The organism is Spirosoma oryzae, from assembly GCF_003002825.1.
GTDB classification, from domain to species: domain Bacteria; phylum Bacteroidota; class Bacteroidia; order Cytophagales; family Spirosomataceae; genus Spirosoma; species Spirosoma oryzae.
Genome location: NZ_PVTE01000025.1, coordinates 62,031 through 82,572 on the forward strand (window position 1 = coordinate 62,031; position 20,542 = coordinate 82,572).

Sequence of the window (20,542 nt, forward strand, 5' to 3'; positions counted from 1 at the left end):
GCATGGCAACGCCAACCATCAATCGGATACTGCCACCCCGCGTGCCGGGAAATATGGGCTATCACGAAACAGCGCCCGACGTAACGGACGGTTCGCTGAACCTGAACTTCAAGAACGGGGAGCGGCTGATCGTCTCGCCCACGCGGGCCACGCCGAGCAGCAACTACACCGACAAGGGGGTAGCTATCAGTCTGAATATTGGCCAGCCGACGCCTCCCGAACTCAACGCGGGCAGGCGGTCGATGTTCGCCAATTTTGCCGCCATCCGCGACATCAACCCAGGCAAACACCTCTACGAGTTCACCAAAGAAGAATGCTATCAGGTTGCCCAAAATCTCTGGGCGACAAAGGGTCCGTTCAGCTTTGTCTGCGGAGAGGCAGGCGAGAACGAGAGTCAGTGGAAATTCCAGTATGACTACGCCCCCCAGCAATACCGGTGGGTGTACGAAGGGCTGGCAGTGCTGGCATCGCAGCAGCCGGGAATGGTCAACGGCGGACTGAACTACGCATCGGTGACAACCATCTGGCCGGGCAAGAGTAACGGCAACGGCGTTGTGGCTGACTACAATACGATTGTCGATGGGCTATCGTCGCCCGACAAAGCCCGCAACCTGATGGCTGCCTTCGAGTGGTACTTCAACCGGTACTACACGGGCAAACTCTACGAGACAGGGACGGTGCCGCTGACGAACGCCTACATCACCCAGAACGATACGTGGCTCCAGTACTGGATGTTGCGCCTACAGATGGAGCTGATTTCGGTGGCTAACGTAGGGGCGTTCCCCGATCCGCGCACGATGACGGTCTTTACCTGGCTGCGCTCGCAGGCGGGCCTGGACCCCTACACCGAAGCCTACCAGATGAATATAGGCGGACTACCCGCGATCGGTCGGGACTTCGTTACAGCTGACCCTAACATTCAGATGGTGCAGGTTAGGCGCGGTCTGCGACAGGGTAAGTATGTTTACTGCTGGGAGAACCCGTACCTGTTCGGTACGGATACCAACTACATCGGCGAGCCGAGCGACCGGATACAGTACCTGGCCTCGACGGGCGGCCGGAATATCATCTCGATCTACAACGCTGCCCCCTACAGTCCGACCCGCGCTCCCTACCCGCACCCGCAGATTCCCTACGGCTACAATGACATCGCCCTGATCTCGGGCAAGATGCACTGTCTGCAAACGGACTTCCTCAATAAGCGGCCCCAAGCCGTGCAGTGGAATGTCGACGGGGTGGCGGGGCCAGCCCCGAACCTGGGTTATATCCCGGCCTGTATCGACGGACACCTGCCGCACGTCGAAGCGGCAGTAGATGGCAACCGGGCGATCGTCGACATCTACCAGCCGGAAGGCAATGGTGGGCACGTCACCGTCCAGCTCGGCGGTAGCTTCGGTAACGTGACGCTGGACTACTGGCCCGGCGTCGACAATCAATTCCACCTGCAAATCTAAGTCCCATGTGCTGCAACGGACAACGCGCTTATCCCAGCGAAAATACCAATAACCTGATGCTGGTCATCGACAACCTGATTGCCCAGAGCAAGCAGCCCGGCAGTGGTGGTAGTGGCCTGATAACGATCACCCAGACGCTTGGTCCTGGCACCACGGCACTGGCGGCGGCTACCGTACCGGGTAAATGGAAAGCCTACCTGAACCTAGCGGGCACAAGTTTGCAGGCTTCGTTTTCGCTAACGATCACCCGGCCAGCCGGTGGGGGCAAGGCGGAACTGTCGCTCGACGAGTCGTCTATTTTCAGTAACACCAGTAACTACCAGGTCACCTTCGACAGCGACTCTTCGGGGCGGCTGTTGATTAGCTGCCCCACCTTTCCGGCAGCGGGCCTACCCGGTGCCGTAACCGCCAAGCTGGCAACCGAATCGCTACTGACACTAACTGCCTAGCCATGATCGCCTTTCTTTCCGGCGCGGCCAGCGCCATTTTCAACGTAGTGAAACTACTCTTTTCGAGCCGGGTGTTCCTGTTGCTGCTCTCTGGACTGCTGCTCTTTGCGCTGCTCTACGTCCTGCGCGATAAGTCGTCGGACAGGACCATAATCGCTTGGCAGCAGAAAACGATTCGCGGGCTGAAAGCCGACACGGCAGCCCGCAACGCTGAACTGCGCGTCGCCGATCAGCAGACGGTGCGGATCATCGTTCGTCGTGACACGATTATCAAGCGCCAGCGGATACTCGTTCAGTCGGCCCCCGTACCGGTACTGATCGACTCGGTGAGCAAAGTGCTGGATAGTCCGGTGCAACTTGTTTCGATTGAGCGTAACATTCACGGGCCGGACAGCTTGGTGCAGATCAGACTACCCGTGCCTGGCTTTCGACGGGCAGCGGGACTACTGCTGCTGGCAAAGACCGACTCGCTGGCGATGGCGCAGATGATCGACGGCTATCAGAAGCGGGACACTGCCTACCACCGGCTCGGCGAGCTGATCCAGTCGGTCAGGCCGACTACCCGCTGGAGCTGGCCTTGGACCTACTGGAAGCATTGGCGGCAGATCGACCAGCTCTACCAGTCGGTATACTACCCCATTTCGCAGCCCTACACACCATGAATACCATCCCAACTATCAACTCTTTTTCAACAATGCACCATGCAAGCGTTTCTGGCGCAACTCGAACTGCTCCTGTCGACCTTTCCGCCGACCGTCCTAAAGATTCTCTGCCCGATGGCGGGCAGTCTGTGCTCGGCCATTGTGCTGGCGATTGCCACCGATGTGGTCGCTACGCCCAAGCAGATCGCCGGGCAGTTCGTGGTGGGCTGGCTGGCGGGGGGCTTCTGCGGTCCACTGCTGTCACCCTACCTAAAGCTGCCTGACTACACGCTCGGCTTTGTGACGGGCGGTGTCGGATACTGGGGCTTTACCGAGTACCGAAAGAAAAAACTCAAAGAGATTATCGACAGACAGCCACCGCAAAACAACGCGAACGATGCTACTCCTTAACCCCGCCTACCAGTCCATCGCCGAATACATGCGGCTCTTTTCCAGTAACCTCTGGGACTTCTTTCTTTTTTTCTGGTACGGCTGCATTTGCGGCGGAGTGCTTATCTACTGGATGCAAACGTACCGCATCAGCAAGGGGCACAATATTTCGGGCATGACAGCAACCACGCTGACCTGGATGTACCTGCCGGTGATCTTTACCGCCAACGGGCACTGGCTGGTTACACTGTCGTTTCTGCCGATGATCGGCCTATCCGCCCTGCTGGGCTACAGTGCTATCTACCTCTACAACTGGCCGCTATACGAACAGTGGCTGGACGACAAGGAGGATGGTAAGGTAGCCGACCGACCACCGGTTGGCTACTGGACGAACTCGCGCTTGGGCCGTTACGCCCTCCAGACGCAGGCGGAGAACACATCCTGGCTAGTGCGCCACTACAGGCCACTGTTAGGTGCCGTAGCTTTCGTAGCCACACTATTCTTCGGCTTCTACCGGAGCGTGGAAAACTTTACGGCGGGGGTGGCTTCGGCGAGCCAGCAGACCAAGCAAGAAGTGAAGGCAGTGGTAAAAACCGAATTAGGGCAGGCTAAACAGGACATCAAAAAAGACATAGCTACTTCGACGGCATCGGTTACGGCTATCCAGACCGGCATCGCCGAAGACGTAGCTATCGCCCAGCAGCAGGTCGACACACTGAAAGGGCGGGTGGCTGGTACCGAAAAGAAAAGCGACGAAGCTACTCGCAGGTCAAAGCGGGCGGACGCCAAAGCCGACCGGGCCATGCAGTCGCCCTCGCTCTATGTCTACCCCATGCACCCACGAGTGCCGAACGGAAATGCGAATGAACGGCTGGACGTACCACCAAAACTACGGGGCCGAAAGACAGGCATGGTACTGGATGCCGATTCACTGGAACGGATACAGATGGCCCGCTACAACGTAGACGACTACAGCGATGCGAACCAGTAAAGAGATCGCCGATCAGCTCAATAAAAAAGGCTGGGCTACCGATGGTAGTCCTGGTTACACGGTGAAAGATAGCCTGCGCCGGTTTCAGGCGTCGCGGGTATTGCCCAACGGCGAACCCCTGTCTATTGATGGCGGCTACGGAGATCAAACGGAGGCGGCCCTGTTCGGTAGTTACATCCCTACCGGGATCAGCCTGCCAGTGCTGGCCGTTAAGGTAGCCACGGCGCTGGTCGGCGTTCGTGAAGTACCACTGGGTAGCAATAAAGGTCCGCAGGTAAGCATGATCCTGAACTGGGTAGGATTGAGCGGTGGCTACCCCTGGTGTGCCGCGAGCAGCTTCTTCTCCTACCAGCAGGCAGCCATGCAGCTTTGCATAAAAAACCCGCACCCCAAGAATGCGGGCGTGCTCAACCTTTGGGAGCTGGCTGGTTACAATGTACCGGGTATGCGCCGTATCACCAAAGCCGAAGCCATTACCAATCCATCACTGGTAACCATCGGGGCGCAGTTCATCCTCAAACTGGGCGATACGGCGGGGCACACGGGACTTGTGAGTGGGCGTAGCGGCCTTCGATTATCAACGGTGGAAGGCAATACGAACAATGATCTGGTGAGGGAGGGTGACGGGCAGTTCGCTATCAATCGCAGACGGATCGACGATAAGTCACTACTGGGCTTTATTCTTTACGACTAGAACAGTATTACCCGTTACGACATGGACGAACAAACCGAAGCCCTGCTTAAAAAAATTCTCGACGCTCTGGAGTCGGCTATTGTTGCTGCGCAGGCAACCCCTTAACTCACACTCGCTATGCTCTACAACAACGCCCTACTGGTCAAGATACTGGATGCGGTCGGTCGGCTAACGGCGGCAATCCTTTCGCGTCCGTCCGGCAATACCTCACGCGTCAAGAACTTCTACGATCAGAGTAACATTAGTTCCGGCCAGTCGTATCAACACAATTTTCAGACTGACTTTGGACAGCTACCGAACAGCTACCGGCTGCGGGTGACGGCTTGGGACACGGACGGCTACCAGATAGCAGGCATCAGGGCGACGCCAACTGACGGCAACAATGCCAAGGTGTACTTCGATGATGGGTCTAGTCCATTCACGGGCGACATCCAGTTCTACATAACCACCAATCCGTAAAATGAAGCCGATCCTTATCCTTACGCTACAGATAGTGCTCTCGTTTGCCGCTACGGCGCAGACCAAGCCGGTGACGACGACAGCGTTTCGCTCCTATAGCATAGCAACGGGCACCCGCCTGAACGCGATGTCCGACTCATTAACAAAACAGAGATTCGACATCAACGCGAATAAGACGGCGCTGGCGGCAACTGTGTCGGGTACGGCGGTTCAGTCAGCAGACGGCATCACGACGAGCTTTTCGATTGCCCACGGATTGCCGACGACGCCTGTTTTTGCCCAAGTGCAGGCCGAATCGGACGACGCCGACAATACCAATATCCTGAAAGTCACCAAGTCGTCAACGACCCTGACGGTATTCTATAAGGTCGCCCCGCCACCGGGCAACAACAATTTGCGCTGGAACTGGATCGCCCGGCTATAATCCCCACCACAACACACGACTATGGCAACAATAATCAAGACATTAGCCGAACTGAAAACCCGGCGTGGCACGGCAAACGCGACAATAGACCTAATCGGGCGAAACAATGCAACGGACGGTCTTGCGGGTGGCTGGTACTGGGACGATACGGCGACGGATGCCCCTGACGACAATCAGATCGTTCAAGTGACGGGCGTCGCCACGGGTCGCTGGAAACGGCTCAACGGTCTTGCGCCCGCCGGACTCACACCGCGCGGAGCTTGGGTAGCCAATACTGCCTACGCAGCCAACGACATCGTCACCAACGGGGGCAACACCTACCGGCGACTATCGGCGGGCACATCGGGGGCTAGTTTCGACCCGGCGATGTGGGAAGTGCTGGCCGCCAAGGGGGATACGGGTGAAATTACGAAAGCTGCTCTTGACTCAGCTATATCGGGGGTGTTTTCTCCACCTACGGTTGACGGCTATCTCTACCGAGCGAAGAACAACAACCTGAACCTAGTACAACCCTGCTTCGCTTTCGACCTGTCGGCAATCGCCTGGTCATCAGGGGCCAGTTTCACGTTTTCCTGCAAAATTGTTTCCAAGTCGGGCAACATCGTTTCGACTCCTCAGATTCGCACGTTCTGGAATAGTGTTACTACAATCAACGATATTACTGGGCCGTCACTTAACATATCGAAGTCCACGACATTACCAGCTAATCAAACCATTAGCTATACGGTAATCGGCACTACCAATTTCGCGAAAACAAGCTACGTACATGTGTTTCTGGACGTAATGTTGAGCGATGGGACGCTGGCTAGTGAGCTGCTGATCTACGACGCAGCATTCACGATTGCCGGTGGTACGGGCGTAAAACTGCCGGGATCGGACATCTACCGAGCGAACGGTACGGACACGATTACGGCTGTTACGGCCCTGACCGAAGCGGCAGCTACGAAAACGTACGTGGACCAGAAAAAGGTAGAGGCACTGGCCTATACCGATGCAGTGGTTGGACCCTTGAAGTCTACTCCGGTTGTCGCGAATCGGTATATAGGGGTGGCGAACACGGTCAATCCTACCTTAATGCAGCCGATTGTTGTGTTCGACACGAACGGCATTGACTGGGCTGTTAATGACACGGTAGCTTTCACCTGTAAGCTAATCTCCCGCAGTGGCAACATCACTAATATTGCCACAACCCGCGTGTTCATCAACGATGTGTCCGCACTTGACAGCACGAGTGGAAGCTCTGGCAACATGGGATCGGCTTCGGCCAGTCCGGTGACGGGTACAGCATTAGTCTACACGGCAACCAGGGCAGCAGCGGTGAAGGCTCGTTATATCCACGTCTATATCGACGTGACACTAACCGCTCCGACGACTCCAACTACGTTCGACATCTACGATGCAACCCTGACGGTGAAGGGTGTTCCAACCGTGCGGGTAACCGGGTCGGCCCTCTACATGGCTAACGCAAACGATACTGTTACTTCGTTTTCTTACTTCGATGATCAGTTAGCCAACGTTGGCTACGTCAATACACAGCGAGATGCCGCAAAAGCCTATGCTGATAGCCTGACCACTAACAAGCTGAAAGGAAAAAAATGGAACGCGTTGGGTGATAGTATAACCTACGGGCATGGCGTCGGTGTGAACGGGACCTACCGGGCAATACTGGCAACCCGGTGGGGTATGACGGCTCGAAATTACGGCATTTCGGGTACTTGTCTGGCGGGCACCAGTAACAGTTTCGGTGCGAGCATGGCGACTCGATACGGCGATATGGACGCAGATGCGGACTACATTACAGTGTTTGGCGGCACAAACGATTGGTCGGCAGCGATTGCGATTGGCACCAACGCAGACACGGTAGTCGACACGTTTAAGGGGGCGTTAAACGTGCTGTGCAAGGGGCTGATTGAGAAATATCCCACCAAGAAAATCGGGTTCATTACGCCCCTGAATCACCGCACGGCTACCAATTCAGGGGGGCTATCCGTGCTGAACTACGTAGACGCAACGATCGAAATATGCGCGCTGTGGGCAATCCCTGTGCTGGACTTGTATCGTCGTGGTGGTATTCTGCCAATCAATGCCACTCAACGGGGGTCCGTAATGTATGACAGCAATAACGACGGAATAGGCGACGATGTGCAGCACCCCGGCGCTGTTGGTCACGCGATATTGGCAGATCGAATCGAAGCCTTTCTACTAACCCTATAGCCACCCCTGCCATGCTCACCATCTTATCCGCACTCCGTTCTGTAACCATGTACACCCGTCCACTCCTCCCGTTCGTCCTGCTTGCCTGCACGAAATGGTAACAATCAAATAAACAGTTGTGAACCTACGATCCACCTTTCTTTTCGGCTTTCTGGTTGTCTCACTATCGGCTGTCGCCCAAACCAGACCGGTTACAATCAGCACGTTTCGGTCCTACACAATGGCAACGGACACCAAGATCGTATCACTATCGAATACGGCAGCACTGGCACTGTCGGCAGCTAACTCGGCGACGCTTACGGCGGCCAACGCATTGACTGCCGCGCAGGCCCGGCTATTGACTACTGACTTTGCTTCATGGACAACAGCACAGGCAACGACCGATCAGAATCAGAATACGGACATAGCCAACCGGTTGCTGACAACGACCTACAATAATAATCGGACAACCGACCAGCAGGCAACGACGAATGCCCAGTCGACAGCTACAAATGCACTCACGCTGGGACAGACCAATACCAGTTCGATTGCTAGTGTGTCGAATACTGCGGCCAACACGGGGTCAGTAGTAACGTCTGGCCGGTTAGCGAACACGAGTGGAACTAACACGGGGGATCAGCAGATCGTACTCAACGGTACGCAGCTTTATATCACCGGACCAACGGGCACGACGGTTACGCTGCCCAGCTCATCGAGCAGCGGTGCCAGTAATTTTGCGCTATCGTCGGCTTCACCCTGGATACCGGTAACGACCGGGGCTAGTTCGGCAACGATTGGCGATCTGCTGACCAGCGGCCTTGGCCTGCCGATCTTCAACCGAACACAGGCCACTCTGCAAACCTACATCAACGGGCTAGCAAACGTCACCACAAGCATTCCCCGGCTGTACCTGTACGGTAGTTACGACTTCTCTGCGCAGGCCAATACGCCCCTGACGATAAGCAAGAACATGGAACTGATCGGCGCAAACGGAGCGACATTCGACGGCGGCACGACGAACGGATTTCTTATGCTGTTCAACAACATCAACACCCGGCTGCTGGTCGAGAACATTACCTTTCGTTCCCGCGCCACGACGAGTCCATACGCGCTGGTGTACGCCAATGAGCAGGGTGACTCGCGCAACGTCACCTTTCGCAACTGCCGCTTCTCGGCACCGATGGGCAACTACAATGCCTTCGGGGCGAATACCTGGAACGGCTCGTCGGGCTGCTTCTATGACAACTGGCTGCTGGACAACTGCGTCGTCGACTCCGTTGGTCGGATGGGCTACGAATTTCTGGCGCACAAGAACGACGGGGTTATCCGCATTCGCAACCTGACTATGAATAACTGCCAGGCAAACAACGTCGGACTCTACAACCCCGCCAACGTAAGCAAGGCCAGCGCGACCATTAACGGCATGGGTGTCTCGCTGTCGGGTGATCTGGATGGCGTGCAACTCAAAGCGTTCAAGTCGCTCAATTGCCTGATCGGTATTGAGTCAGTATCGGCAAAAAACGTGTCGATCACCGATCCGTTCATTACCGGCACCCGGTCGATGACATACCTGGATGGCGGTGTGACGACGATCATCGGCGCGACAGGATTCTCGTTGACCGATGGCGGGAGTACGGACGGAGGATTGCCGGGTCGGTCGACAAGCAACGTGACCATCACGGGTGGTGAGGTGAACGTGGTCGGCAAAGGACTGGGTACTTACTACGCCGACCGGGTGACCATCACGGGCACCAAGTTTCTGGCCGGAGCCTACATGGAAGTGCAGCACGCCACGCGGCTAAACTTCAACAGCTTCGACTACGAGATGACGGGCCGAAACTTTATCGCTTCGTTCGAGGATGTCAAGAACAGTCAGATCAGAAACGTTCGGTTCAGTCGGGAAAACAACACGGTCACGCCCATCTACCAGCCGATCAATCTGGATGGCAATACCGCAGGTAACGTATTCTCCAATATCAGCATTATTACCAACACAGCCTACAACGGCGGCAACCCCGACAACTATTACAACGATCAGCAGCCGTTTCGGCTCCGCTACATCAACGAGGCCGGAACCAATAACTCGATTCGCGATATATTTCTGAACGGCATTAAGCAACCCGATTACGTCATCGAGAATATTCCGACGCTGGCTATTACAGCAGCGGGATCGTACACGGCGCTGACGCACATCGCCCGCATCAACATCAATCCCACGTCGGCAATAGCCTCGCTCACGTTGGTACTGCCGACGACTTCGCTCGACCGAAAAGACGTGGAGGTAAACTTCGGTGGCTCAATCAACTCGGGTACGGTAGTGACTACGCTGACTATCAACGGACCTGGCGGCACGACGCCCGTACAGAGCAACACGCCCGGCGCAGCATCTGCCGGGCAGGTATTCACCTACCGATGGGATTCGACGATAAGCCGTTATCGACGCATCAACTAATCAATTAACTTGTCCATGAAACGTTTCATTGCCTGTCTTTTTCTGTTCGCCAACGTGGCGATGGGCCAGAGCTGGGGGCCAATGCTGGACCAGCAAAACACAATGCTCAGTCAGCAGAACAACATGCTGACTAACCTGACTACCGATGGCTACATCACCCTGCCCGGCAACCTGACCACGCTGCTCGGCACCGGAACCCGTCAGCAGGTTCGTAACACATCCATCGGTAACGCCCACGAGATATGGGCAGGCACGCCCGATGGCAACCAGTTACTGACCATGCGGGGTGGTGAGTTTAGTATCACCGTTGCTGCTGCCGGGCAGGTGATCGCTATTCCTCACGGGCTGGGCTACGAGCCGAAGTTCTACATGGTCAACGTACTCAGTCCGTCCGGCTACGCCTACACGGCAACCAAGACGGCGACCTACCTGATCTTAACTATACCGAGTCAGCTTACACTGGGTACTACCTTTAAAGGACTCTGGCTGGCCCGGTAGTTATCATCTGAGCAGTACTGCTTATCTTGCTGTCTAATCAAAAATAATAACCAAAACAATGAAACAACTCCTGCTCACGCTCACCGCTGCACTCATTACACTGGCGTCGGTAGCCCAGACGCTACCCAAAGACACGACCGTTCGCGGCACGCAACCCAGGCTGGCAGCGCCCAATGGAGTCGACATTTACAGTGTGCCACCGGCTGGTCAGGGTCCAGTGTCACTTTTGTTTCAAACGGCTAGTAAAAGTGTCGCCGAGATTAGGTCTATGAACAGCATCACCCGTCAGCAGGCTCCGCAGGTTATCACTACGCCAGGCACCTATGCAGGCGGGTCTTGGTATCTGGATGTCACCGATAGATCATCCCCCGACAATACTGGAACGGTACTGGTCACCAGTAATGGGCTACGCTACAAACGACAGGGGGTAGATGTTATGGACCCTGGCTGGTTTGGCGCTGTACCCAATGACACTATTGACGATGCCCCCGCTATCCAAGCCGCTGAACGGCAGGCATTCATGGTTGGTGGTGTGGATAACTATCGCCGCCTTCCGGTGAAGCTGCGGCCCGGCGTCTACATCATTGGAACCACGCTAAACTTTACCAATGGGAATGGTATGATACTGATGGGTACAAAGGGGCGCTACCAGAACACGTTCCTGCAAGGCAGAACGGGCAATAAGCCTATCGTTGATTTTACGGGCGCTACGCTGTCCGGTCTGGTCGACATCAACCTTGGCTCGTTCAATGCCGATGCGAATGCATCGACCATTGGGGTTACTTTTGCACTATCCGGCGATAGCAATAACAACCAGCTTGGTGGTCTAAACTCCATGATGCGGAACGTGTCGATCATTCTCGCTGACATTATCGGGGCCAATGGTGGCATGGGTTCGGTCGGCCTTATCAATGTGCGCAGCGAAGAGTTTACGATGGAAGAAGTCTTTATTCGAGCTAACCTATCGACTGTATTCACCAATACCGCTTCGCTCCAGCCCGCTACCGGGTATGCCTTTACCGCCACCAGCGACTACGCCAATTTATTACAGGGAACCGGGAGCATGGGCGTAGTCAATATTCGCGGAGTTTCGTTCCAGAACTACGAAAAGACGAATCCGGCGATGTTGCTTAACGGGACTAACTCGGTCGACTTTCAGGGTTTTATCAGCCGAGCCTTTGTGACGCCTGGCCGCCCGCAGGATACCTATGAGACGGCCATTCGATGCACGCAGACAACGATTGGTCTACGGGTAAACGGTACGGTGGAATCATTCAGTCAGCTCCTGTCGGTTCAGAATGACTTTCAGAATGGTGAGTTTAACGTAGCCATCGCCAATCAGAGTAATCCATCTACGCCAGTCGTCCAACTGGACTCGGCTTACGGACGCATCAGAGGGAGTGTATTTCGTATTGCCATACCCAATGTATCGGAAAGGGATGGTCGCTATCTATTTTTCACAAAAGCCAAGACGGACGGAAACGAACCCGTGGCAGCCAGTATCGTCGATACGGACATTATCTGCCACGACATTTTCAACAATGCCTACCTATGCAGCCCACACCTGCTCAAAAATTGCGACGATGTAACATTCAGGGGGGCACTATCCGTTTCTGTCGATGGCGGCGTCGTTAAACAACTCGTCTCCCGCCCGGTCATCAGCGGTGGCGTGGGAAGCCTGAGCGCGGTAACCGTGTCGACATTTACCGTCGCCGACCGCACTGTCAGGTCTTCGCAGAATGCGGGCAGTTACACGGTACGGCTGACAGGTACAGTTACGGCGGGTGGCTACGGAGCGGGCTGCCGGGCAGTGGCACGTTATGTTGTGACGGCAAGCTATGTACAGAAGGCAGACGGAGCAGCCAATAATAGCTGGGTAACTACGGTTACGCTAGTGGACAAAACCAGCTATGCTCCGTCCTGTTTATCAATTGATGGGCTGACCGCCACCATCGACGAGTCGAATCCGAACGTCAAGAAGATAAAGCTGCTACCAACTGTCACTGGATTTGGCAATGGCGAACCAGTAAAGCTAGACTTCCGAACAGAGGTGCAGAGCGACTTCTACGTCAACCGATCTATGCTTATCGGTAACTAGGGCAACATGAATGGTGTCGTTCATGTTGCTGTCCGTGGAAATATTAACGGTACTTTGTATATTCACCCAAACCTACTCAATACTATATATCGTGAACGAAATCGTCCTTCATTCTGAATCTGAATCCGTCGAATCACTTTGCCGCCATGTTAGCAATTTACAGCGGGACAGGCGGGAGCAGGACGAACGCATCACCGAACTGGAGTTGATGCTCGACGAGTTGGCCGACGAGATGGGTAGTAAGGTGGGCCATCGCAAGGAGTACAAAAAGCACCGCCGTATCGTCGAACACCTGCTGGTCGACGCCTACGAACTGACCTCAGCGCAGGACATGTACTGGGTAGAGCCACCGACCATCGGCGGGGCAGGGGTGAAGCTGGAGTTGGGACCAGCCGGTGCGGGCGACCGCATCGGCTTTGGTACCGATCGCCGCCGACCCCACCGCACCGCGCAGGTCACGCTCTACTACCTCTTGAACCAGCACTGCGTTCACGCCAGTATGCGAAACCTGGAAAGTCTCTATGGTTACTCTCGCTTCCGCTTCCACGAGATCATGTCGCGGCTAGACGTAACACCCGGCCACAGGGCTATCCGGCTCCGTGTCGAGCGCGACTACCTCGATCAGCTCGGCCTGTTCAATGAGCCGCTAACCGACTACGACCCCCAGCTTACCAAGCCCATCAACGATCTAAAGCAGTACTGTCTGAACCGGGGCATAGCCTACCGGCGCTCGCTGCTCGATAGCCATGATTAAGCCCCTGCGGTTTCATTCTGATAACGGCGGTGGTGGCCTCGGCGAGATCGTCGACTTTCTGAATCACCCAGACTCGGCACAGGTGCGCTACCGCCCCGTGCTGCACGAGGAAATCCCCGAAGTCGGCGAGCCGGGCGACGTAACCTCGGACTCGGCCAGATGGTGGAGCCGTGAGCTGCTGCGCTGCACGACCCAGGGGTGGTCAGCCCCCGATGGCGTGTGGTTCAACCCCATCTATTATTTCTACCTCAACCACGTTCGTATCAGCTTCGTCGACGAGCAGACCCAGCTTCCGGTCGAAGAAGCCCCGCTCTACAACGATTCGGACAAAGCGGTCTTCGACGAGATATACTGGTCGCTGGCCCACAACCTACCGCTGGGCGCTATCCCCTCACTGCCGGGCGAAGAAGGAAAGAGGCTAACACGCAAAGAGAAGAAGGCCGAGAACAAACGGCGGTGGGCGCTCTACCGATCGCTGGAGAAGACCATGTCGGGTGTACTGAAAATGCCCGCCACCGATGTTATCGCCACCAAGGGTCGACGCAAACACTGGTCCTACAACATCCTCTGCGGGGTGATGGTGTGGGCTTTCTGCGTGCATATAAACGGCGATCTAGGATGCGGCTTCGACAGCAAGGATTCCCGCGAGGAAGGGCAGCGCGTCTTCCGTGGGGCGTACGATCGGCTGCACCCGTTCTGGAAACACCCCGAGCTGTACACCGACAAGGAGGGGGAGCTGTCTGCCTGCGTCTACCGCTACGATCAGGATGGTAATCTGGAAAAGCGGGAAGGCAACGTCATCCACTTTAAGGAACTCGACAAGCGGCCCGGTGCTTTTCGAGGACGTATCTACCGGATCGTGCTCTTCGACGAGGCCGGAAAATACCTGAACCTGAACAAAGTCATCGGCGCTACCCGCGACTGTCTGCGGGTGGGTACGTTCAAGTTCGGCACGATGCTCATCGGGGGTACGTGCGATCCGATTACCAACAAGTCGGATAGTTACCAGAAACTGTGGGAGCAGGCGGTACGCAAGGGCTGGAATAAAATCTTCATCCCCGCCTGCCGGATGGCCCCGCCGAACGTAAACTGGTTCACGGGTATCTCCGACGAGGTAGCAGCACGGGCGGCCTACATGGCCGAGCGGCAGCAGTTCATCGACGCGGGGGATATGGAAGGGTACTACCTGACCGTGCAGGAAAACCCGCTCGACGAGTTCGAGCTGTTCATGCTGCCGACGCTCTCCAACTATCCCTCTCACAAACTGCTCGAAGCAACGGTAAACATCGCGGGCTTCGGCGAGAACCTGCCCGTCAAACGTATTCGCCTGGAGTGGGAACTGAATACATTCGGCAAAAAGACCGGTACGGTACTGACCTACGACGACCCCAACGGGCCGTGGCTGATGCATGTCGACTACAGCCCCCATAAGGAACTCTCCGATCTCGATGTGGCGGGGATTGACTCGGTCTATAAAGACAACGCGCCACACTCGGAATCCAAGTGCGCTGTCGTCCTGTACCGGCGCGAGCATCACCGGCTGGAGCGGAGCGACCGGCCCATGCTGGTCTACTTCGACCGCCCGCTGCTTGACATCTTTTCCGATGAGGTCAAAAAGCTGATGGTCTGGACGGGCTGCCGGGTGATTCTGGAGCACAACGATAAATGGCTGGCCGACGACATCCTCAAAGAAAAGATACCCTCACCCAACGGTCCCGTGCTGCTGGGCGAGCAACTCATGTACTACAACGAAGAGCCGGGGCTTCGTAACTCGGACACGACCATTCTGACCCAGACCAAGCTGGCGCTCAAATGGATCAACGACGGTGGGTTGATGCGGGTGGTGTTCCAGTCGATTGTCGACGCGCTGAAAAACTGGCGGCAGAAAAACGACGACATAGCCAGCGCCCTGCACCTGTGTCTGATGGGCGTGGACACGCTGCGCGAAACCACCGTCGACGGCGAAGTCGAAGCGCAGACTGCCCCCCAGCCGTACCAGTTCGGCAATAATACCATCGGGACTGTCGCCGTGATGTCGGGCGGCATGGGTCTGATGGAAGCCATGAACTGGAACGGCGAAGGACTCGCCCCCTTCGGCATGGACAACCCCGCTTGGAACAACCCCTTCGCTAGTCGCAACCGGATGGCTGCGTAACGCTCGGCAAAGACTTGATAAGATCAATCATTGACTTCAACGTATAAGACATTGCCATTCCATCTGCTATGTCTGCTTCTTTGTCGGGGGTTGATTTGTAATTTCCGTTATACGGTATCGGTGTAATAGAGCACCAGAATGCTTTTTCGCGGGCCGATCTGCGTGGTCGGACGTAGTCATACTGATCGACTCTATATCCTTTATCGGCAAAAGTCTTTCTTATAATTGCTTCTGCATTCATAGTTAGTGTGAAGTTTCATATACACTGCAATATAGCTAATCAATTTTATTATTCGCACCGGGGGGGTGGTGACACTCACGGAGAGTGCGGTAAGGAGATTTGAGGTCATCCAGTCGGCAAACCTCGCAGGGTAATCAGCGGGCTGGGTAGCCCAATGAACGACGACCTTCAACCGCTCATTCCCCAAACGTCTTTCGAGACTACCGACCCGGTAGTCGCAGCCCCGGCGTCGGCACCTGTCGCGGCTCCGGTAACCACTGCACCCGCAGCGCCCATAGCAGCAACGCCTGCCGCCGAGCCAGCCGCCCCGGCTAATGACGCGGCTCCGCTCATTACCTCGGCTCCCGCCGAAGAGCCGTCTGCCGGGGCGATCATCGCCACCACCGCCGAGCCAACCGCTGATGCAGCCCCTGCCGCTACGGAAGCTACGCCCGATCCGGTAACGATTGCCACGGGCGAGAATCCCTTCGATTCGATTGACTTTGACGAGATGGAAACTGTAGCGCCTGCCGCTACACCCGCCGCCACTGCCGAGCAGACGCAGTACGATCTGATCGCACAGACGCTGGGTCTGGAAAAAGCGCCGACCAGTGCCGATGAGGCCCGTGCTGCGCTCGACGCCGAAGTGAACCGACGTATGGCTGTGGCGGGTAGCGATCCCATCCGGCAGATTGATGCCATGCTCGCTCTCGACAACGAGTCGCTGGTGCGCGGGGCGATGCTGCAAACCAAGAGTCCCTACCAAACTGACGAGATGGTCAATGCGCTGGTAGACGACATGATTACCAGTGGACAGATCGAGACGATGGCGGCTCAGATTCGCCAGCAACTCACCACGAATCGGGGCGTAAAGGAGGTCGAGATCAGCGGGCAGGTTGCCCAGCAGCAGCAGCAGCAGCAGGAAGCCCAGCGTCAGTACGAAGCGTCACGGCGCGAGGGGCAGCAGAAAGTCACCGAAGCTATCGTCGGACTGAAAGACCCGATGGGCCGGGCGTATCCCGAACGCATCCAGAACGCGATCACCAACTACATCCTGCAACCCGGCGAAGATGGCATCTCCGGTTACATGGCCGCTTTCATGGCTATGCCACCCGAATGGCACGCGCAGATGGCTGCCCAGCTTCACCCAAAGATCGGCCCGGTACTCACCCAGCAGATGGCCCAGCGCCAGCAGATGGCGGGGCAGAGCAACCTGCTAAAAGAACTCGAACACTCGACGCCCGACAACGGCGCTGGCGGTGCCGCATCGACGGGGCCAAAAGTGGTTGGCTCGGACGCCTTCACATTTTAAACCAATAAACCGAATTAACGACAATGGCCCGTATTAGAACTGCCCAATTTGGCTCCGGTACGATGAACATGGAATTTCTCGGACTGGCCCTGCAACGCCAGCCGCAGATGCTCCAGGAGTTCATCGTGAGCAAGTTCGGCTACTTACCGATGACGAGTCTGCTCTCGGGTATCTACGGCGATTCGCCTGCCGAAGAACTGACGCCCTCGAACATGATCCGCTGGCAGGTAGGTGGTATTCCCCAGAAACCCTTCTACGTCCTGTCTACCTCGGGTGACTTCCGCGTGGGTAGCAAGAACGCCGAGATCACCGTCACCGACTCCCAGCTTTGGGCGGGCGCTACGCTGCGACTCGAAGATGGACAGACGCTGCTTTACGTCACCGACCGAAAAGCGGGCAACGGTAACTCGTTCGCTCACTCGGTTCAGGTAGTCGGCAACAACGAAGCGGACACCGTCGATATGTCGCTGCTGGAGCGGGGCCGGGCGCTGAACTACGTCACCGCCCACTACGAGGAAGGCTCGGCAACGGGTCACCCGATTCACTGGGGCACGAGTGACCACTACATGGGGGCGCTCAACATCCAGCGCCACAAGTTCGAGATCACGGGCGACGCTATCACCGAAGCCATCATCATGGAAGTGATGAACGCCAAGGGCGAGATGTATCAGGGCTGGTTCCCCAACATCAAGACGGGCGGCAAGTCGCTGATCGACTACCACATGCTGGCGGGCGAGCGCGACCTGGTGTGGGGCAAGGCCAACTTCAACTTTGAGACGGGTCAGATTTTCAACACCACGGCGGGCGGCAAGCCTGTTCTGATGTCGGATGGCCTGGTGCGCCAGATGGACCAGTCACCGGTATGGAACTACTTCCCGACTGACTCGGCCAGCTCGATCCGGCAGATGCTGCAACGCATTCTTGTCCATATGTCCTACAACCAGGGGCAGGACACCATCGACTACATCGTGACCGGTGGGTCGGGGGCGAAGGCAGTGTTCGTCGAAGCGATGCGCGACTACATCGTCAGCGGCGGGGGCCGCATCAACATGACCCCCGAGAAGGCGGTCGTGAAGGTAGCAAACCTCGACGTGACCGAGTTCACCACGAGCTTCGGGTCGATCAAGTTCGTGCTCTCGCAGGCGTTCAACAACCCGATGCAGAAGACAACGGAGGTGACGATCATGGGCGTCAAGCTGCCCGCAGAGTCCTTCGATATGTACTTCTTCCCGGTCAAGCGCGAGAGCAACGGTAAGAACAACATCCGCACCTTCGCCAAAGCCAAGTCGGTGAACGGGCAGATGGTCAACCGCTCGCTGGTCGTGGGTCACATCCAGGGCATGACGGGCTTCGGTCTGCCGCAGTCGGATCGCAACCGGGCCGAGACGGCGATCTACAGCAACCTGATCGCCACAGGGCAGGACTCCGAGCAGTTCGAGGTGCTCTCGCAGAAGGGGCTGATTCTGACCAACCCCTCCGAGTGCGCCCGCTTGCAGGTGTTCCGTTCGTAAGTCTACGCAATTTTCTGTATCATTACAGGGGCGAGTGGCCTCATTCGCTCCTGTAATTTTTTCACGCTAACCACCTCGCAGGGTATCAGGCATGGCTATTGTCCACGTAATTCGATTTTCCAACAACCCGCAGATCAAGTCGTTCGGCGACACGCATCTGCCCGAACGCTTCACCGCCAAAGACCCCGACACGGGACTGGTGCGGGAGTTCACATTTAAAAACGCTTACGGTGCTGTGCAGGGCTTCACCATCGCCAATGGCGGGACGGAAGTCATCGACACCGAGAAGGACTACAACGAACACAACTACCAGTCGCTGCGGGCGCTGGTCGCTAACCCGCGCATGATTCCGCCCGGATCAGAATTTCGGCTGGTGAACCTGGAGTCGGAAGCTGAGGCACAGAAAGCCAACCGGGCGCTGCGGATGAAGGCGCTCAATATGATCGAGTCCAGCAAAGACAACGGTGGCCTGATCGGCTCGATTGCCCGTCGCCTCGGCATCAACAATGTCGGCTCATTGTCGGCGGGCGAACTACTGAACCGGGTCGAAGAACGGGCCGAAGCGGAACCGCAAACCGTGATTAGTATCATGCAGAATGCGTACCAGCCGGAGCTGTTCGAGTTTGACAAAGCCAAAGAGTCTGGGCTGATTCGCAACAAGAATGGCTTCTACTACTACGGCGAGATTCAGCTTGGTCTATCAGAAGCAGAGGTGGTCGCCTATTTCCTTAAAGACCAGAACCTCTACAGTGAGATCGTTCGGCGTAACCAGTCGAGCTACGGCCCGTCAGCCGTTCGGCTCGCTGATTCATTACGCAGCCAGGCAGCATCTGCTTGGCATAACGAACAGGGATCTGCGCAGCCACTGATCGCTACAGACGTGCAGAAAAACTCGGCCGCTAAGACAGAGACGCCAGCGAAGGGCGAAGAGACGCAGGCTGACCCCGAAGCAGTGAAGCTATTTGAGGATGCGAAGGCAGCGGGGGTGCTGGTCTTCGAGCAGAGCGACGACTACGGCGACTTCTATCAGTTCGGCGTGGCCTCGATGCTCGACGGGACGGGCGCTGATGCCGAGACGCAGGCGATAAACTTCCTGTCCCATCCGGCCAACAAAGGGATTGCTAAAGCGATGCGTAAGGCAATTGGTCAGAAAACCACTGTCGAAGCTATCTGATGAAAACATCCGCCGCCATCGCTGCCGTTCGCTTCTGGACCGATCAGTTCGCCGACTGGTTCAGTGACAGCGAGATCGTGACGGCGCTGAATCGGGCGGCGCTGGAGTGGGTCACGACACGCTACCAGATGGGGCTGACCACCGAGCGTCAGCGATCCGACCTGTCGGGTCTACTGCCACCGCCCGCCGAAGGATCGGGTCGTAAGCTGGTGGTTAGCCCCGACCTTCGGATGCTATACGTGCTGGCATTGACGGCGGAGTGGCGCGTGGGTAGTGACTACCCCAACCCTCCGGTTCCGGTGAAGCCCGTCGAAGTGGACAAGCTGGCGGTGACGCTGGGTTCGGTCTTCCACCGACCGACCAATGCCTACCCGATCTACACCACGGCCCGCGACCCGCTCGACGGCCTGACGCTGACGGTGTATTCTACCAGTGCTCCCGATAGGCTGCGGCTCTACTACCTGAAAGCACCAGTGGTGCTCGACGTAACGAAGCCTGACACGGAGTGGAGCGACTTCTCTGAAGCCGTGCAGCAGGAACTGATTCAGACGGCCAAGCGAATGTTGCTGGCTGCTCAGAATCCTGACTATGCGGTGCAGGTGCAGAGCGAAGAACCGCAGGCGTCGGGCGGAATGGGAATGCCGACTAACTAATTGATTCGTCTTTAATCGCT

General features: G+C 56.6%; 18 protein-coding genes. All 18 read left to right on the forward strand.

Annotated features, from left to right (window positions below; all coding sequences use genetic code 11):
* The first annotated feature begins 2 nt into the window (after positions 1-2).
* Entirely contained in the window at positions 3-1,454 is a 1,452-nt protein-coding gene (locus CLV58_RS22465) for a hypothetical protein (RefSeq protein ID WP_106140085.1), read from the forward strand.
* A gap of 5 nt (positions 1,455-1,459) precedes the next feature.
* Positions 1,460-1,903, forward strand: a complete 444-nt coding sequence (locus CLV58_RS22470) for a hypothetical protein (RefSeq protein ID WP_106140086.1) — start codon at positions 1,460-1,462, stop codon at positions 1,901-1,903.
* Positions 1,904-1,905: 2 nt separating this feature from the next.
* Positions 1,906-2,565, forward strand: a complete 660-nt coding sequence (locus CLV58_RS22475) for a hypothetical protein (RefSeq protein WP_106140087.1) — start codon at positions 1,906-1,908, stop codon at positions 2,563-2,565.
* Positions 2,566-2,604: 39 nt separating this feature from the next.
* A complete protein-coding gene (locus CLV58_RS22480; protein ID WP_106140088.1) occupies positions 2,605-2,955 on the forward strand; it encodes a hypothetical protein in 351 nt (116 codons plus the stop codon).
* On the forward strand, positions 2,942-3,925 hold the full coding sequence (locus CLV58_RS22485; RefSeq protein WP_106140089.1) for a DUF1542 domain-containing protein: 984 nt from the start codon (positions 2,942-2,944) through the stop codon (positions 3,923-3,925). The genes CLV58_RS22480 and CLV58_RS22485 overlap by 14 nt, the downstream gene beginning before the upstream one ends.
* Positions 3,912-4,619 carry a hypothetical protein gene (locus tag CLV58_RS22490; RefSeq protein WP_106140090.1) on the forward strand — a complete coding sequence of 236 codons (708 nt, stop codon included), beginning with the start codon at positions 3,912-3,914 and terminating at the stop codon, positions 4,617-4,619. The genes CLV58_RS22485 and CLV58_RS22490 overlap by 14 nt, the downstream gene beginning before the upstream one ends.
* A 117-nt stretch (positions 4,620-4,736) precedes the next feature.
* Positions 4,737-5,078, forward strand: coding sequence for a hypothetical protein (locus CLV58_RS22495; protein WP_106140091.1), 342 nt, complete (start codon positions 4,737-4,739; stop codon positions 5,076-5,078).
* A gap of 1 nt (position 5,079) precedes the next feature.
* Entirely contained in the window at positions 5,080-5,502 is a 423-nt protein-coding gene (locus CLV58_RS22500; RefSeq protein ID WP_106140092.1) for a hypothetical protein, read from the forward strand.
* 21 nt (positions 5,503-5,523) lie between these two features.
* Entirely contained in the window at positions 5,524-7,716 is a 2,193-nt protein-coding gene (locus CLV58_RS22505; protein ID WP_106140093.1) for a GDSL-type esterase/lipase family protein, read from the forward strand.
* A gap of 118 nt (positions 7,717-7,834) precedes the next feature.
* Positions 7,835-10,147, forward strand: a complete 2,313-nt coding sequence (locus CLV58_RS22510; RefSeq protein ID WP_146141510.1) for a hypothetical protein — start codon at positions 7,835-7,837, stop codon at positions 10,145-10,147.
* Between the two features lie 15 nt (positions 10,148-10,162).
* Positions 10,163-10,645, forward strand: a complete 483-nt coding sequence (locus CLV58_RS22515) for a hypothetical protein (protein WP_106140095.1) — start codon at positions 10,163-10,165, stop codon at positions 10,643-10,645.
* A gap of 58 nt (positions 10,646-10,703) precedes the next feature.
* Positions 10,704-12,743: a hypothetical protein gene (locus CLV58_RS22520; protein ID WP_106140096.1), complete on the forward strand. Its 2,040-nt coding sequence runs from the start codon at positions 10,704-10,706 to the stop codon at positions 12,741-12,743.
* Positions 12,744-12,834: 91 nt separating this feature from the next.
* Positions 12,835-13,497: a hypothetical protein gene (locus tag CLV58_RS22525; protein ID WP_146141511.1), complete on the forward strand. Its 663-nt coding sequence runs from the start codon at positions 12,835-12,837 to the stop codon at positions 13,495-13,497.
* Positions 13,490-15,652, forward strand: a complete 2,163-nt coding sequence (locus tag CLV58_RS22530) for a hypothetical protein (protein WP_106140098.1) — start codon at positions 13,490-13,492, stop codon at positions 15,650-15,652. Before CLV58_RS22525 ends, CLV58_RS22530 begins: the two co-directional genes overlap by 8 nt.
* Before the next feature lie 395 nt (positions 15,653-16,047).
* Entirely contained in the window at positions 16,048-17,184 is a 1,137-nt protein-coding gene (locus CLV58_RS22535) for a hypothetical protein (RefSeq protein ID WP_106140099.1), read from the forward strand.
* Between the two features lie 23 nt (positions 17,185-17,207).
* Entirely contained in the window at positions 17,208-18,695 is a 1,488-nt protein-coding gene (locus tag CLV58_RS22540; protein WP_106140100.1) for a hypothetical protein, read from the forward strand.
* Between the two features lie 91 nt (positions 18,696-18,786).
* On the forward strand, positions 18,787-19,869 hold the full coding sequence (locus tag CLV58_RS22545) for a hypothetical protein (RefSeq protein WP_106140101.1): 1,083 nt from the start codon (positions 18,787-18,789) through the stop codon (positions 19,867-19,869).
* Positions 19,869-20,522: a hypothetical protein gene (locus tag CLV58_RS22550; RefSeq protein ID WP_106140102.1), complete on the forward strand. Its 654-nt coding sequence runs from the start codon at positions 19,869-19,871 to the stop codon at positions 20,520-20,522. Before CLV58_RS22545 ends, CLV58_RS22550 begins: the two co-directional genes overlap by 1 nt.
* The last annotated feature ends 20 nt before the right edge of the window (positions 20,523-20,542 follow it).